17 protein-coding genes are annotated in these 13,815 nt (G+C 74.6%); 6 read left to right on the forward strand and 11 right to left on the reverse strand.

Annotated features, from left to right (window positions below):
- Window positions 1-89: 89 nt before the first annotated feature.
- Both O7599_RS34490 and O7599_RS34495 read right to left on the reverse strand, forming a co-directional pair.
- Entirely contained in the window at window positions 90-689 is a 600-nt protein-coding gene (locus O7599_RS34490; RefSeq protein ID WP_281619529.1) for a TetR/AcrR family transcriptional regulator, read from the reverse strand.
- 100 nt (window positions 690-789) lie between these two features.
- Entirely contained in the window at window positions 790-1,764 is a 975-nt protein-coding gene (locus O7599_RS34495; RefSeq protein WP_281619530.1) for a DUF3048 domain-containing protein, read from the reverse strand.
- A 281-nt stretch (window positions 1,765-2,045) separates the two neighbouring features.
- Here O7599_RS34495 and O7599_RS34500 point away from each other — a divergent pair, with 281 nt between their 5' ends.
- A complete protein-coding gene (locus O7599_RS34500) occupies window positions 2,046-2,234 on the forward strand; it encodes a hypothetical protein (protein ID WP_281619531.1) in 189 nt (62 codons plus the stop codon).
- A gap of 37 nt (window positions 2,235-2,271) precedes the next feature.
- On the opposite strand, the gene O7599_RS34505 is transcribed toward O7599_RS34500, so the two are convergent.
- The 4 genes from O7599_RS34505 to O7599_RS34520 all read right to left on the reverse strand — a co-directional run bounded on the left by O7599_RS34505 (window position 2,272) and on the right by O7599_RS34520 (window position 5,858).
- A complete protein-coding gene (locus tag O7599_RS34505; RefSeq protein ID WP_281619532.1) occupies window positions 2,272-3,684 on the reverse strand; it encodes an NAD(P)(+) transhydrogenase (Re/Si-specific) subunit beta in 1,413 nt (470 codons plus the stop codon).
- Window positions 3,681-3,998, reverse strand: a complete 318-nt coding sequence (locus O7599_RS34510) for an NAD(P) transhydrogenase subunit alpha (RefSeq protein WP_281619533.1) — start codon at window positions 3,996-3,998, stop codon at window positions 3,681-3,683. The genes O7599_RS34505 and O7599_RS34510 overlap by 4 nt, the downstream gene beginning before the upstream one ends.
- On the reverse strand, window positions 3,995-5,152 hold the full coding sequence (locus O7599_RS34515; RefSeq protein ID WP_281619534.1) for an NAD(P) transhydrogenase subunit alpha: 1,158 nt from the start codon (window positions 5,150-5,152) through the stop codon (window positions 3,995-3,997). The genes O7599_RS34510 and O7599_RS34515 overlap by 4 nt, the downstream gene beginning before the upstream one ends.
- A gap of 244 nt (window positions 5,153-5,396) precedes the next feature.
- Window positions 5,397-5,858 carry a MerR family transcriptional regulator gene (locus O7599_RS34520; protein ID WP_281619535.1) on the reverse strand — a complete coding sequence of 154 codons (462 nt, stop codon included), beginning with the start codon at window positions 5,856-5,858 and terminating at the stop codon, window positions 5,397-5,399.
- 49 nt (window positions 5,859-5,907) lie between these two features.
- On the opposite strand from O7599_RS34520, the gene O7599_RS34525 reads away from it, so the two are divergent.
- Both O7599_RS34525 and O7599_RS34530 read left to right on the forward strand, forming a co-directional pair.
- Window positions 5,908-6,867 (forward strand): NAD(P)/FAD-dependent oxidoreductase, encoded by a 960-nt coding sequence (locus O7599_RS34525; protein WP_281619536.1) that lies wholly within the window; start codon window positions 5,908-5,910, stop codon window positions 6,865-6,867.
- A 54-nt stretch (window positions 6,868-6,921) separates the two neighbouring features.
- Window positions 6,922-7,314, forward strand: coding sequence for a VOC family protein (locus O7599_RS34530; protein WP_281619537.1), 393 nt, complete (start codon window positions 6,922-6,924; stop codon window positions 7,312-7,314).
- A 63-nt stretch (window positions 7,315-7,377) separates the two neighbouring features.
- Here O7599_RS34530 and O7599_RS34535 read toward each other — a convergent pair whose 3' ends face one another.
- A complete protein-coding gene (locus O7599_RS34535) occupies window positions 7,378-8,058 on the reverse strand; it encodes a helix-turn-helix domain-containing protein (RefSeq protein WP_281623637.1) in 681 nt (226 codons plus the stop codon).
- Window positions 8,059-8,086: 28 nt separating this feature from the next.
- On the opposite strand from O7599_RS34535, the gene O7599_RS34540 reads away from it, so the two are divergent.
- A complete protein-coding gene (locus tag O7599_RS34540; protein ID WP_281619538.1) occupies window positions 8,087-8,956 on the forward strand; it encodes a DNA-formamidopyrimidine glycosylase family protein in 870 nt (289 codons plus the stop codon).
- Window positions 8,957-8,982: 26 nt separating this feature from the next.
- Here O7599_RS34540 and O7599_RS34545 read toward each other — a convergent pair whose 3' ends face one another.
- Entirely contained in the window at window positions 8,983-9,204 is a 222-nt protein-coding gene (locus tag O7599_RS34545; RefSeq protein ID WP_281619539.1) for a dodecin, read from the reverse strand.
- A gap of 64 nt (window positions 9,205-9,268) precedes the next feature.
- Window positions 9,269-9,679, reverse strand: coding sequence for a universal stress protein (locus O7599_RS34550; RefSeq protein ID WP_281623638.1), 411 nt, complete (start codon window positions 9,677-9,679; stop codon window positions 9,269-9,271).
- Window positions 9,680-9,909: 230 nt separating this feature from the next.
- On the opposite strand from O7599_RS34550, the gene O7599_RS34555 reads away from it, so the two are divergent.
- On the forward strand, window positions 9,910-11,457 hold the full coding sequence (locus O7599_RS34555) for an MFS transporter (protein WP_281619540.1): 1,548 nt from the start codon (window positions 9,910-9,912) through the stop codon (window positions 11,455-11,457).
- 13 nt (window positions 11,458-11,470) lie between these two features.
- Here O7599_RS34555 and O7599_RS34560 read toward each other — a convergent pair whose 3' ends face one another.
- Both O7599_RS34560 and O7599_RS34565 read right to left on the reverse strand, forming a co-directional pair.
- Window positions 11,471-12,022 carry a dihydrofolate reductase family protein gene (locus O7599_RS34560; protein ID WP_281619541.1) on the reverse strand — a complete coding sequence of 184 codons (552 nt, stop codon included), beginning with the start codon at window positions 12,020-12,022 and terminating at the stop codon, window positions 11,471-11,473.
- Window positions 12,023-12,089: 67 nt separating this feature from the next.
- Window positions 12,090-12,794 carry a helix-turn-helix domain-containing protein gene (locus tag O7599_RS34565; protein WP_281619542.1) on the reverse strand — a complete coding sequence of 235 codons (705 nt, stop codon included), beginning with the start codon at window positions 12,792-12,794 and terminating at the stop codon, window positions 12,090-12,092.
- Between the two features lie 230 nt (window positions 12,795-13,024).
- Here O7599_RS34565 and O7599_RS34570 point away from each other — a divergent pair, with 230 nt between their 5' ends.
- On the forward strand, window positions 13,025-13,795 hold the full coding sequence (locus tag O7599_RS34570) for a hypothetical protein (RefSeq protein WP_281619543.1): 771 nt from the start codon (window positions 13,025-13,027) through the stop codon (window positions 13,793-13,795).
- Window positions 13,796-13,815: the final 20 nt, after the last annotated feature.

Here is a 13,815-nt window from a genome sequence, read left to right on the forward strand (position 1 = left end):
TCGACGGTGGGTTGTGTTGGACCAGCCCGACGACGAGAGCGGCGTGCGCCAGGTGGAGCTGTGTTCTCTTGTGGTAGCGGACTAACGGGTCAGTCGGCACGCAGAGCGGGGAGGATCACTGCGTCGACGAATCGGACGAGAAAGTCGCTGCTTGCCGAGGCGTCGTCGATGAGCGGCCGGGACAGCGCGGCGCCCAGCATCATGTGCGGGACGAACTCCGCGGCGGGGACCCCCGCGGCCAGCTCGCCGCGCCCGACGGCGCGGTCGATCATGGCCCGGAAGGCGGCCAGTTCCGGCTCGACCATGACGTGCCGCATGGCTTGCTGCAGCTCCGTGTTCGACTGCTGGGCGAATGCGACGGCGCGGAGCAGGGCCGTGTCCTTCTCCGCGTCCTGGCAGACACCCTCGGCGAGCTGCACGAGATCCCCGCGCAGCGTGCCGGTGTCGATCATGGCCGTCCGCACCGGCTTGCCGTGCCGGAGCGCCGTGGCGACCAAGTGAGGCTTGGAGTGCCACTGGCGGTAGAGGGTGGCCTTGCTCGACCGTGTACGAGCCGCGACCGCGTCCATGGTGAGGGCCTCGTAGCCGACCTCGCGCAGTTGGTCGAGCACGGCTTCGAAGAGCTCGTGCTCGCGCTCGGCGCTCAGCCGGCTCCGGCGCCCGGTGGTGACGGCGTCCTGCACGACCATCGGGCCCCCTCCCCAGTCAGCGGAACGAAACGGTTTCGTACACTCCAAAAAATGTAGCCGCTGTCAGGACCCGTTCACGCCAATCGGGGTGTGCTTTGCGTCACTCCGTGAAGACGACCCAGACGGGGCCGCGGGCGAAGCGCAGCCGCTCGCCGTCCGCGTCGGTGAACTCCGTGCCGTCACCGGCCGATTCGCGCTCCCACCTTGCCGGATACGACCTGCCTCCGCGCAGCACCTCCGCCTTCCCCGCGCCGACGGTCTCGGTGAAGGGGGAGACGTTGCCCGAGCCGTCCGTGAAGTCCGAGTCGCGGATCTCCACGTGCTGGACGACGACGGTCGCGGCCGACAATCGCCCGCCCGCCGCGGTGCCGGCCGGGCTGCCGTCGAACGAGACCAGCCAGCGCTTCGCGGTCGCGTCCCAGGTGAAGCCGAAGCTCGCGGCCGGGTACCGTACGGTCCGCTCGGTGGTGGCCCGGCCGCCCCGCGGCGGCGCGCCGAAGCGGAAGCCGATGTCCCGCGGGGAGTCCGCGTCCGGCGCCGCGGCCAGCGCCTTCCCGGGCCGTACGAAGAGGTTGTGCGGCGCGGGCCTGGCGGTGCCGCGTACGTACGCGTCGTCCGCCTCGCCGTGCGGCACGGGGAACAGGGGCGCCTCGTCGATGAGCGGGAGCAGGTCGGACTGCCCCCCGGAGAAGGCGAGCGCGGGCCTGCCGAACTGCTCCAGCAGTGCGAGGTCCGTCTCGCGGGCGCTGCGCACCGGACCGACCCGCTCCGGCTTGTGGGCGGCGTACACCGCGAGCAGCCGGCTGAGCCCCGCTTCCACCCGTTCGACGTAGACGATGTCCGCCCGCTCCAGGCCCGTCTGCGGGCGCGCAGGCGCGGCGTTGTCGATCTTCACGCCCAGCACCGGGCCACCGCGCGCCTCCAGTCCGGTGAAATACGAGCCGCTCTCCACCCTCTCCCGAGGTTTCCGTCCGTCGTCCGGGGTGCAACCGCCTGTGAGCAGCGGCGGCAGGAGCAGCGCCGCCGAAAGGACGGTCGCCGTACGCGCGCGGCGGGCTGTGCGGCTGGCGCCCATGGCGTCCCTTTCCGGGAAGAAATTCACTCTTATTTAATGCTTTGTCATGATTCTAGAATCGATCCGGCGGCCGGATAACGGCGGGCGTCTCCGGGTTCGAGTCGTTACCCTGTGGAAACGGACAACCCCGGCCACGGGGAAGGGCCGACAGCCTCGGACCGTCCGCGAGCCAAGCCGGCGCCACCGCGTCCGAACTGCCCACCCGAGCAGCCCGGGGTGTCCCGCCGACACCCGCCGCCCAGGCAAGGCTGACCAGTTCACACGACCCGGAGGAGTGCACCGTGACAACAGAAGCCGCACCGGAACGGGACGCAGAGCCCGCCCCACGGTGGCCCCCGCGCCCGCCGGCGGGCGAGGAGTCCCTGAGCAGCCTGGACGTGTGGGCGCGCTCCGCCCCCATCCGGCTCGCCGGGTACGAGGACGATCCGGCCGACACCGCCGAGCTGCACATCCTGCGCGGCATCGACTGACCCGGCCGGGCCTCCGGAGCCCGCACTCCCGGGCTCCCTAGCCGACGAAGGCGCGGACCGCGGTCTTCAGATCGGCCAGCCCCTTCTTGGCGTCGGTGAAGAACATCCCGGTGTTCTCCGCGGTGTAGAGCTCGTTGTCGATGCCCGCGTACCCGTGGCCCATCGACCGCTTGATCACCACCACGTTCTTGGCCCGGTCCACGTCCAGGATCGGCATGCCCGAGATCGCGTTGCCCGGCCGCCGCGCGGCCGGGTTGGTGACGTCGTTGGCGCCGATCACCAGCGCCACGTCCGCCTGCGGGAACTCCGGGTTCGCCTCCTCCATCTCCTTGAGCTGCGGATAGGGCACGTTGGCCTCGGCCAGCAGCACGTTCATGTGCCCCGGCATCCGGCCGGCCACCGGGTGGATCGCGTACGTGACGTCCACGCCGTGCTCCTCCAGCAGGTCCGCCAGCTCGCCCAGCTCGTGCTGCGCCTGCGCCGCCGCCAGCCCGTACCCCGGCACGATGACGACCTTCCCCGCGTATGCGAGCTGGATCGCCACGTCGTCGGCGGAGACCGGGCGCACGTGCGTGTCCCCGTCCGCGCCCTGGGCCGCGGCGTCGTCGCCCGTGCCGAAGCCGCCCACGATAATGGCCGGAATCGAGCGGTTCATGGCGTCTGCCATCAGTTTGGTGAGGATCGTGCCCGAGGCGCCGACGAGTGCGCCGGCGATGATCAGCGCCGGCTCGTTCAGCACGAAGCCGGCCATGCCGACCGCCGTGCCGGTGAAGGCGTTGAGCAGCGAGATGACCACGGGCATGTCCGCGCCGCCGATCGGCAGCACCATCGTCACGCCGAACACCAGCCCCGCCACGGTGAGCAGCGTCAGCGCCGCGATGCTGCCCGGGTCGGCCACCAGCCAGACCCCCGAGCCGGCGAAGACCAGCGCGAGCGCGGCGTTCAGCGCCCGGGTGCCCGGCAGGACGATCGGCCTGCCGGGGACCAGGCCCTGCAGCTTCCCGGCGGCGACCAGCGAGCCGGAGAACGTGATGGCGCCGATGAGGATGTCGATGCCGCCCGGCACGGTGGTGCGCGCGCCGAGGTCTTCCGGGTGCGCGTGCTGGAGCACCTCGACGATGGCCAGCAGCGCGGCGGCGCCGCCGCCGACCGCGTTGAACAGACTCACCAACTGCGGCATCGCGGTCATCTCGACGGTACGGGCCAGGTACAGCCCGGCGCCGGAGCCGACGATCGTCGCGGAGAGCAGCACCAGCCAGCCGGTGGCGGTGATGTCCCCGCGCTCCGCCAGCAGCACCGCGGTCGCGGCGACGGCCACCGCCATGGCACCGGCCGACAGGGTGTTGCCGCGGCGGGCGGTGGCGGGGGAGTTCATCAGCCGCAGGCCGAGGACGAAGCACGCGGCGGCGGCCAGCAGGACGTACCGTACGGCGGTCTCCAGGTCGCTCACTTCGCCGCACCTCCCCGGGCGGCGCCCGGCACCGGCCGGGCGCGGAACATGTGCAGCATCCGGTCCGTGACGACGTATCCGCCGACGACGTTCATCGCGCCGAACGCGACGGCCACGAACGCCAGGGCGTACTCCAGCGGGTCGTCGGCCAGGGACGTCACCAGCATCGCGCCGATCAGCACGATCCCGTGGATGGAGTTGGCGCCGGACATCAGCGGCGTGTGCAGCGTCGCCGGCACCTTGCTGATCACTTCGAAGCCGACCAGCACGCTGAGCACGAAGATCGTGACGGCGGTGAGCAGATCGAGGTTCACCGGTTCTCTCCGTTCTGCGGGGCGACCGCGGCGCTGACGACCTCGCCGCCGTGCGCGACGACCACGCCGGCCTGGATGTCGTCGTCGAGGTCGATGTGCACCGCCCCGTCGGCCACCAGGTGCGCCAGCAGCGCGCTGAGGTTGCGGGCGTACGCGGTGGACGCGGCCGTCGCCATCACCGACGGCAGGTTGCCCGCGCCGATCAGCGTCACGCCGCCGGCGAGCACCGCCGTCTTGTCCGGCTCGGACAGCTCCACGTTGCCGCCGAGTTCGCTGGCGGCCATGTCCACCACCACCGAGCCGGGGCGCATCTGCTCCAGCGCCGCCGCCGTGACCATCAGCGGCGGCTTGCGGCCGGGCACCCGCGCGGTGGTGATCACCACGTCGAAGCGGGGGATCGCCGCCTCCAGCGCGGCCAACTGCGCCCGCTGCTCCTCCTCGGTGAGCACGCGGGCGTAGCCGCCCTCGCCCGCGGCCGAGGCCACGCCCGGGAGCTGAAGGAACTTCGCGCCCAGCGACTCGATCTCGCCCTGCGCCGCGGGCCGTACGTCGTAGGCGGTGACGACCGCGCCGAGCCGGCGGGCGGTGGCGATGGCCTGCAGCCCGGCGACGCCCGCGCCGAGGACGAGAACGGCGGCGGGCTTCGAGGTGCCCGCCGCCGTCGTCAGCATCGGAAAGTACCGGTCGTAGTTGTCGGCGGCGAGGAGCACCGCCTTGTATCCCGCGACGTTGGCCTGGGAGGTCAGCGCGTCCATCGTCTGGGCCCGGCTGAGCGTACGGGGCAGCAGGTCGAGGCTGACGACGGTCACCCCCCGGGCGGCCAGCTCGCCGATCAGGGTGGCCTGGCGGAGCGGGTCGAGCATGCCGATGAGCGTCTGGCCGGAGCGCAGCGCGGCGGCGGTCTCGCGGTCGGGCGGGGCGACGCAGAGCACGACGTCGGCGCGGCGGATCAGTTCGTCCACGCCGACGACCTCGGCCTCGGTGGCCGCGTAGTCGGCGTCGGTGAACCAGGCGCTCGCGCCCGCGCCGGTCTCGACGAGGACGTCGACACCCGACCGGCGCACACGGGTGACGACTTCGGGGGTGAGGGCGACGCGGCGTTCGTCGGGCGCGCGCTCCCTCAGGACCCCCGCTGTGACGGCTTGGGCTCCCATGCTTCTCGCTCCCTCTCGGGCGAATGCGGGCGACCTCAGGGTGCTGCCCGCGGTGCGCGGTGGGGACACCTCGGGCGGGCGGCGATGCGGTGCGGTGGTGCCGGGACGGGCACGCTATCGGATAACCGTCCCGCGCGGACCGCCCCGGACGTGCGGACCGCCCCCGACGTGCGGGGCGACCACGCGGCCGCGGGGGGAGCGAGGGCCGTGCGGGAACGCCGTGCGCGAACGCCGTGCGCGGGGCCTACGGGCCGTGCGGGCCCCGGCCGGCGGCCGGGCCGGTGCCGACGGGGAGGTCGTCCAGGCGCTCCCCGTCCGCGAGCCGGCGCACGAGGGTCTGGAAGTTGGGGCAGCGGGTGAAGTCGTGCGCCTCGCACTCCAGCGCGTGGTCGATCATCGCCGCCGACCGCTCGATCTCCCGCATCCGCTCCCGGAGCTCCGCCCGGTGCCGCTCCAGCAGCGTGTGCCGGTCGCCGGGGCCCTGCGCGGCGAACAGCTCGCGCAGTTGCTCCAGGCTGAGCCCGCCGCGCTTGCCGCCGATGATCATGGCGACCCGCGAGACGTGCTCGGAGGTGTAGCGCCGGCGGCCGTTCACGCGCGCGGCCGGGGTGAGCAGCCCCCTGGCCTCCCAGTGCCGCAGCACGTGGGCGGCGAGGCCGAAGCGCCCGGCCAGCTCGCCGATCGTCATGGACTCGCTTGACTTCATGTTGACATTAACTTGCAGAGTGGGCGCGGAGTCAAGGAGAGGACGACCCATGTACGACGTGATCATCGTGGGCGGCGGGCCCGCCGGCCTGGCCGCCGCCCTCACCCTCGGCCGCTCGCGGCGCCGCACGCTCGTGCTCGACGCCGGCGAGGGGCGCAACGCGCCCGCCGCCGCCGTGCACAACTTCCTCACCCGCGACGGCACGCCCCCCGCCGAGCTGCGCCGCGTCGCCCGCGCGCAGCTCGGCGCGTACCCCGACGTGGAGCTGCGGCACGCCGCCGTGGCGGACGCGGTGCGGACTCCCGACGGGGCGTACCGGGTGGCCGAGGCCGGCGGCGGCGCCGTCGACGGGCGCCGGCTGCTGCTGGCCACCGGGGTGGTCGACGAGTTGCCCGACGTCCCCGGAGTCGCCCCGCTGTGGGGCAGGTCGGTGCTGCACTGCCCGTACTGCCACGGCTTCGAGGTCTCCGGCCGCCGCGTCGCCGTCCTCGGCGCCGGGCCCGGGCACGTGCGCCTCGCGCTGCACCTGCTGCACTTCACCGCCGACGTCGTCCTCCTCGCCGGCGCCGCGCCGCTGCCCGACGGGCAGCGCGACCTGCTCGACGCGCACGGCGTCGCGGTGCGCCGCGAGCCCGTCGCGCGGCTGGAGGGCGCCGGGGGGCGGCTGGAGCAGGTCCGCTTCGAGGGCGGCGAGCCGCTGGCGCGGGACGCGGTGTTCGCCGGCGGCGCGCTGCGCGAGCGCTCCGGGCTGCCGGAGAAGCTGGGCTGCCCGCTACTGCCCGACAGGCTCGTCGAGGTCGACGAGTTCGGGCGTACGGGCGTGGCCGGCGTGTACGCGGCCGGGGACATGGCGCACCGCGCGACCGTCCCCGTGCCGGTGGCCGCAGTCGTCGCCGCGGCCGCCGCGGGTACGGTCGCGGGCGCCGCGCTCGACCAGGACCTGCTGAGCGAGGAGTACGGGCTGCCCGACCCGTTCCCGAAGGCCCCCGCGGCTGCGCCGGCCGGGTGAGGGCGTCCGATTCGTTCAAGACCCGCCGCCCGCCCCGTTCCTAGGCTCGGGGGCATGACCGCACGATTCGACGCCATCGGAATGGTGACCGCCGACATGGCCGCCACCCTCGCCTTCTACCGCCTGCTCGGCCTGGACATCCCCGCCGACGCCGACGGGCAGCCGCACGTCGAGGCGGCCCTGCCCGGCGGGGTGCGGCTGATGTGGGATTCGGAGGAGGCCGTCAGGTCCTTCGCGCCCGGGTTCGAACTGCCGACCGGGGAGGGCCGCATCGGGCTCGCCTTCCGCTGCGACGGCCCGGCGGACGTGGACGCGACGTACGCGATGCTCACGAAGGCGGGGTACGAGGGCGCGATGGTGCCCTGGGACGCGACCTGGGGCCAGCGGTACGCGCAGGTCCACGACCCGGACGGCAACGGCGTCGACCTCTTCGCCCCGCTGGGCTGAGCGCCGGGCCCCTCCCGCCGCGGGAGCGCGCCGCCGGGGTGCCGCCGCACCGCCCGCGTGCCGCTAGAGCAGCGCCGTCAGCGGCACCCCGGCCAGCGCCCGCATCTCGCGCGCCAGGTGCGCCTGGTCCGCGTACCCCGCCAGTGCCGCCGCCCCGGCCGGCGGCGTGCCCGCGCGGGCCAGCGCCAGCGCGCGGTTCATCCGCAGCACCCGGGCCAGCGTCTTCGGCCCGTACCCGAACACCGCGAGGCTGCGCCGGTGCAATTGCCGCTCGCCCAGCCCCACCGCCCCCGCCACCTCGGCCACCGGCCGGCCCGCGGCCAGCGCCGCGACGACCGCGGGCACGTACGGCTCCGGCGGCTCCGCGTCCGCCAGCCGCGTCCGCGCCAGCGCCTCCAGCGCCGCCCCCGGATCCGCCGCCACCGCCACCCGCTCCGCCGCCAGCCGGGCCCGCCGCTCGCCCCACAGGTCCGCCAGCGGCACCCGCAGGTTCCGCAGCTCGTGCGCGGGCGCGCCCAGCACCGCCGGGCCCTGCCCGGGGGCGAAGCGCAGCCCGGTGTACGTGTCGCCCACGGCGCCGGCGCCGACGTGCGCCCGGGTGTCGGGGCCGGCGACGAGCAGCCCCGCCGGCGTGAGGATCAGGTCGGTGCCGCCGTCCGGCAGCACCCGGTACGGGCCCGGGCGGACGTCCCTGCGGTGCCAGACGACCGCGCCCGGGAGCAGCGCGGGCCTCTCCTCGTACATCGCTCCAGGATGCCGCAGACTGGAGGACATGCCCGAGCTTCCTGAAGTCGAAGCGCTCAGCGGATTCCTGACCGAGCACCTGGTGGGCCGGCACATCGCCCGGGTGCAGCCGGTCGCCATCAGCGTGCTCAAGACGTACGACCCGCCGCTCACCGCGCTGGAGGGCGCCGAGGTCACCGCCGTCGGACGGCACGGCAAGTTCCTGGACCTCACCGTCGCCGACGAGCTGCACCTGGTGATTCATCTGGCCCGAGCCGGCTGGCTGCAGTGGAAGGACCGGCTGCCGGCCGCGCCGCCGCGGCCGGGCAAGGGGCCGCTGGCGCTGCGGGTGCGGCTGGCCGAGCCGGAGGGCGCGGGCTTCGACCTCACCGAGGCGGGCACGCAGAAGCGCCTCGCGGTGTACTGCGTACGGGATCCGCGGGACGTGCCCGGAGTCGCCCGGCTGGGGCCCGACCCGCTGGACGCAGCGTTCACGGCGGAGGCGTTCGGCGCGCTGCTGGCCGGGGAGCGGCGGCAGATCAAGGGCGTGCTGCGCGACCAGTCGACGATCGCGGGCATCGGCAACGCCTACTCGGACGAGATCCTGCACGTCGCCCGGCTCTCCCCGTACAAGCTCGCCGCGAACCTCACCGGCGAGGAGACCGCCGTGCTCTACGCGGCGATCGGCGAGACGCTGCGCTCCGCCGTCGAGCGCTCCCGCGGCGTGGCCGCCGGGCGGCTGAAGGCGGAGAAGAAGAGCGGGCTGCGCGTGCACGGGCGGGCCGGGGAGAAGTGCCCGGTCTGCGGCGACACGATCCGCGAGGTGTCGTATCGGGACTCGGCGCTGCAGTACTGCCCCACCTGCCAGACCGGCGGCAAGCCGCTGGCCGACCGGCGGATGTCGCGGCTGCTGAAGTGACGGTGCCCGGGGCCGGGCTCCCTCCGTCAGGACCCGCCGGCGTCCTCCAGCCGGAAGCCCAGCTTCAGGCATACCTGCCAGTGCGCGACGGCGCCGTCCTCCAGTTGTCCGCGTACCTGCGTGACCTCGAACCAGTCGAGGTTGCGCAGCGTCTGCGAGGCGCGGGCGACGGCGTTGCGCACGGCGTCGTCGACGCCGTGGGGGGAGGAGCCGGCGATCTCGGTGATGCGGTACGTGTGATCGGTCATGAACCCACCGTGCCGCAGACCCGCCGCCCGCGCGACACGGGCGGACCGGCAACCGCCGGCCGGGCTACGGGACCACCGTCACCGGCCAGCGGCCCGCCTTGACCAGCCGTACCGCCACCGAGCCGACGAACCGGTGCCCCGCCTGCTCCGACGCGCCGACGATCACCGCGTCCGCCTTCAGGTCCTGCGCCGCCTGCACCAGCCCCGCGTACGCGTCGCCGTGCAGGGTGTGGAACTCCCAGCGCACCTCGAACATCCCGCGCAACTGCTCCACCGCCCGCCGGATCTCCGCCACCAGTTCCTGCGCCACCTCCGCCGTGGTCTCCGCGACCGGCGCGCCGAGGGCCGCCGCGCCGCCCAGCGTCGGCTGCACGTACACCAGCGCGAGCAGCGAGCCCTGCCGCCGGGCCAGCCCGGCGGCGTAGGCGGCGGCGCGCCAGGAGGTGTCGGAGCCGTCGACGCCCGCGAGGATCACCTTGGGGCCGTCCGTGCCCCGCTCGAACCCGGACGTGCCCGCGGGGCGGGCGTCCGGGCGCTCCCCGGCCGCGTCCTGCGAACCGCCTTCCGACCCGCCTTCTGACCCGTCTTCGAGGTTGTCCCCGGCACTGGCTTCGCTCACCACCCGGACGCTACCCGACCGCGCGGGCCGGCGGGCGGGCTCAGGGGTGGAGTGCGCGCCGCCCTGCGGTGCGATTGACTGCGGGCATGACGCAATCCAACCCGGCCGCCGGGGCACCCGCGGGCCTGCGGCTCGCGGAGCCGGCGGGGCGATGGCTGCTGACCGCGGTAGTGATCGGCTCCGGCATCACCTTCCTCGACGCCACGGTCGTCAACGTCGCGCTGCCCGCCATCGGCGACGACCTGGACGCCTCCCTCGGCGGGCTGCAGTGGACCGTCAACGGCTACACCCTCACCCTCGCCGCGCTCATCCTCCTCGGCGGCGCCCTCGGCGACCGCTACGGCCGCCGCCGGCTGTTCGTCTTCGGCACCGTGTGGTTCGCGGTCGCGTCCCTGCTCTGTGCGCTGGCGCCGAACGTCGGCATCCTCATCGCCGCCCGCACGCTCCAGGGCATCGGCGGCGCCCTGCTGACCCCCGGCTCCCTCGCTCTCATCCAGGCCTCCTTCGCCACCGAGGACCGGGCCCGCGCGATCGGCGTCTGGTCGGGGCTGGCCGGCATCGCCAGCGCCCTCGGCCCGCTGCTCGGCGGCTGGCTGGTGGAGGCGGCGAGCTGGCGGTGGGTGTTCGCCATCAACGTCCCGCTGGCCGCCGTCGTCGTGGCCGTCGCCGCCCGGCACGTGCCCGAGAGCCGCGACGAGACCGCCACCGGCCGCTTCGACTGGACCGGCGCCGTGCTCGGCGCGCTGGGCCTGGCGGGCGTGACGTACGCCCTGATCGCCGCGCCGGAGAAGGACGTCTCGGCGCTCATGCTGGCCGCGAGCAGTGCCGCGGGGGTCGCGGCGCTGGCGGCGTTCGTGGTCGTCCAGCGGCGCGGCTCACACCCGATGCTGCCCACGGGGATCTTCGGCTCCCGCCAGTTCACCGCCGCGAACGTGGTGACGTTCGTCGTCTACGCGGCCCTCGGCGGGGTGACCTTCTTCCTCGTGCTCGACCTGCAGATCTCCGCCGGCTACTCGCCGCTGGCGGCGGGCTCCGCGCTGCTGCCGGTGACGCTCATCATGCTGGTGCTCTCGGAGCGGTCGGGAAAGCTGGCGGAGCGCATCGGGCCGCGCATCCCGATGACGGTCGGCCCGGCGATCTGCGCTGTCGGGCTGCTGCTGATGCTGCGCATCGGCGGCCCGGGCGACGACGTGTCGTACGTACGGGAGGTGCTGCCCGGCGTCGTGCTCTTCGGCTTCGGCCTGGCGACGACGGTCGCCCCGCTCACCGCCACCGTCCTCGGCGCGGTGGCCGACCGGCACTCCGGCGTCGCCTCCGGCGTCAACAACGCGGTGGCCCGCGCCGCGGGCCTGCTGGCCGTCGCGGCCCTGCCCCTGGCCGCGGGGCTCTCCGGCGACGACTACCGCGACCCCGGGGCGTTCGGCGACGGCTTCCGCGTGGCCCTGTACATCTGCACCGTGCTGCTCGCCGCCGGGGCGCTGCTGTCCTGGCTGACGATCCGCAAGGCCGAGGAGCCCGCGGCGAGGCCGCCGGAGCCGCCGTGCCAGGTGCACTGCACGGTGGCGGGCCCGCCGCTGCAGTCGCTGGTCGAAGAGCCCGCCGCCGAAGAACCCGAGGAGCCGGAACGGCCCTAGCCCTCGTCCGCGGTCAGTCCGCCGGCCCGTAGACCAGGTGCAGCACGCCGGAGCCGAACGCCGTGGAGGCCAGCAGCTTCAGCGGGATCCGGGTGTCGCCCTCGTCGAAGAGCCGCTCGCCCTTGCGCACCGCGACGGGGTGGACCAGCAGGTGCAGCTCGTCCAGCAGCCCGTGCCGCAGCAGTTCGCGGATCACGGAGATGGAGCCGCCGATGGAGACGTCGCCGCCGGACTCCTCCTTGAGCGCGGTCACGCCGGTGACCAGGTCGCCCTGGAGCTTCTCGGAGTTCCGCCAGGACAGGTCGACCTCGCCGCGGGTGACGACGATCTTGCGGGCGTCACCGAGGATCTTCGCGAAGCCGGCGTCCTCGTCGTCGGTGCCCTCCCGCTGCGGCCACGCCTCCGCGAAGCCCTCGTAGGTCTTGCGGCCGTAGAGCATGGTGTCGGACATCAGCCCGCCGACCGCCTCGCCCATCTCGTCGTCGAAGTAGGAGATGTGCCACTCGTCCGGCGCCTCCACGACGCCGTCGAGGGAGATGAACAGGCTGGCGACGATCTTTCTCACGGTGTGCTCCAGAAGGCGAGGCGTGGGCGGACGTGCAGTCCGTCGGGACGTTAGCGGGCGCCGGGCGTCAGGTCTTGTACAGAAGCGACAGCGGCTGCGCGGGTCGCGGGTCGTCCCGCAACTGCCCGGCGGTGCGGCCGACGAAGCGGCCGAGCGCGCGGGCCAGATGCGGCTCGTCGTAGTAGCCGAGGCGGTGCACGACGTCGCCGGCCGCCGCGCCCCCGCGGAGCAGGACCGCGGCGTGCCGCGCCCGTTCGATCTGCCGGGCGGCGCCGTGGGTGAACCCGGTCGCGGCCCGGAAGCGCCGCTGCGCGGTGCGCGGGGAGGCATCCGGGGTGCCGCCGCGCATCACCTCGGTGACGAGCGGGTCGCGGACGAGCACGCCCGCGCGCACCAGCCGCTGCGCGAACGCCTCGGCGTCGTCGGGGCCGGGCACCGGCCAGTGGGCGTCCTTCAGCCAGAACGACCTGCGCGTCGCGTCGGGTATGTCCAGCCCGCCGTCGACCAGCCGGGGCGCGGGCAGGTGCGTCAGCGTGGTGCCCAGCGCGAAGGTGATGCCGAAGAACGCGGCCTCCTCGGGCACCGGCGCCGTGCTCACCCGGGACTCGGGGCCCGCGACCGCGGCGTGGAACCCGCCGCGGGACTGCCAGAACACCAGGTCCCAGCGGGCCGACGCGACCGCCGTCATCCGGTCCACGCCCTCGCTGCGGCTGCGCCAGACGTACGACACGTACGGCGAGTCCGACGGCCGTCCCTCGATCTCCAGACCCATCGCGCCCCCTCGCGCAACGGACGCCCCGCGGGCGCCGCTCACGGGGTGCAGTCTGGCACGGGCCGCCGACAACGGGCCCGCGCCGGCGGCCCGGTGGCGACGGCCCGGTGGTGGATCGCCGGCGCCGGCCCGGGACCCGGGACGGCGCAGCGGCCGTTTATCCCCGCTTTCGGGGCCCGGTGGTTCGATGCAGGCCGCGAACGACCCACCGAGATCCCTGAGGGGGACCCTTGAGACGTCTCGCCACGACCCTGGCCGCCGTCGTCGCCTGCGCGGCGGCGCTGCCGCCGCTCGCCCAGGCCGCCCCGGCCGCGGCCCTGCCCGATCCCGCGCCCGGCGGGCCGCAGCGCCCGTACGAACCGGATGTGGAGGGCACCGACAACGTCGACACCCTGGACGTCACCGCGACCCGCGGGCCCGGCCGGAGCGTGACCGTCGCCTTCGACCGGCGCAGCCGCGCCGCCGAGGGGACGACGCCCGCCGGCGCCCGCCGCTTCGTCTTCCTCTTCGACCGCTCCGTCTCCTTCCGCCCCGAGTCCTTCCCGACCTGCGCCCGCGCCGTCGTCGAGGCGGACGGCGTGGCCGCCTGCCCGCCCGGCTCGCTCGTCGGCGAGGGCCTCGGCAACTGGCCGGACGGCTCGGAGCACGACGTGGCCGTCGTCAACACGCGCGTCGACGGCGGGCCCGGGGTGCTGGTGGTCATCCCCGGCATCGACGCGATCCTGGAGCAGACCTTCGAGCGCGTGCGGGACCCGTACCGCGGCGACTACCGGTGGGCGGCCGACGAGATCGTGCCGCCCAGCCCGGTGCCGCCCGGTGAGCGCGCGGGCACCACGCGCTTCCAGTTGTCGTTCGGCGCGACCCGCGAACACCGCGGCCGCACCGTCGGCTTCGTCGAGACCACCGCGCGGCCCGGCGACGAACTCCGGTTCGGGCTGTGGAGCGAGTTCGTCACCGGCCAGGTCGTGCTGCCCACCGCGACCGCGCGCCTGGGGCCCTGACCCGGTCCCGTAGGAGCAGG

This window comes from Streptomyces sp. WMMC500, assembly GCF_027497195.1.
GTDB lineage: Bacteria > Actinomycetota > Actinomycetes > Streptomycetales > Streptomycetaceae > Streptomyces.

Coding starts and splice junctions, on each gene's coding strand:
- O7599_RS34490 (WP_281619529.1), bottom strand. CDS start 689: ATGGTCGTGCAGGACGCCGTCACCACCGGGCGCCGGAGCCGGCTGAGC.
- O7599_RS34495 (WP_281619530.1), bottom strand. CDS start 1,764: ATGGGCGCCAGCCGCACAGCCCGCCGCGCGCGTACGGCGACCGTCCTT.
- O7599_RS34515 (WP_281619534.1), bottom strand. CDS start 5,152: ATGGGAGCCCAAGCCGTCACAGCGGGGGTCCTGAGGGAGCGCGCGCCC.
- O7599_RS34520 (WP_281619535.1), bottom strand. CDS start 5,858: ATGAAGTCAAGCGAGTCCATGACGATCGGCGAGCTGGCCGGGCGCTTC.
- O7599_RS34525 (WP_281619536.1), top strand. CDS start 5,908: ATGTACGACGTGATCATCGTGGGCGGCGGGCCCGCCGGCCTGGCCGCC.
- O7599_RS34530 (WP_281619537.1), top strand. CDS start 6,922: ATGACCGCACGATTCGACGCCATCGGAATGGTGACCGCCGACATGGCC.
- O7599_RS34535 (WP_281623637.1), bottom strand. CDS start 8,058: ATGTACGAGGAGAGGCCCGCGCTGCTCCCGGGCGCGGTCGTCTGGCAC.
- O7599_RS34540 (WP_281619538.1), top strand. CDS start 8,087: ATGCCCGAGCTTCCTGAAGTCGAAGCGCTCAGCGGATTCCTGACCGAG.
- O7599_RS34545 (WP_281619539.1), bottom strand. CDS start 9,204: ATGACCGATCACACGTACCGCATCACCGAGATCGCCGGCTCCTCCCCC.
- O7599_RS34555 (WP_281619540.1), top strand. CDS start 9,910: ATGACGCAATCCAACCCGGCCGCCGGGGCACCCGCGGGCCTGCGGCTC.
- O7599_RS34565 (WP_281619542.1), bottom strand. CDS start 12,794: ATGGGTCTGGAGATCGAGGGACGGCCGTCGGACTCGCCGTACGTGTCG.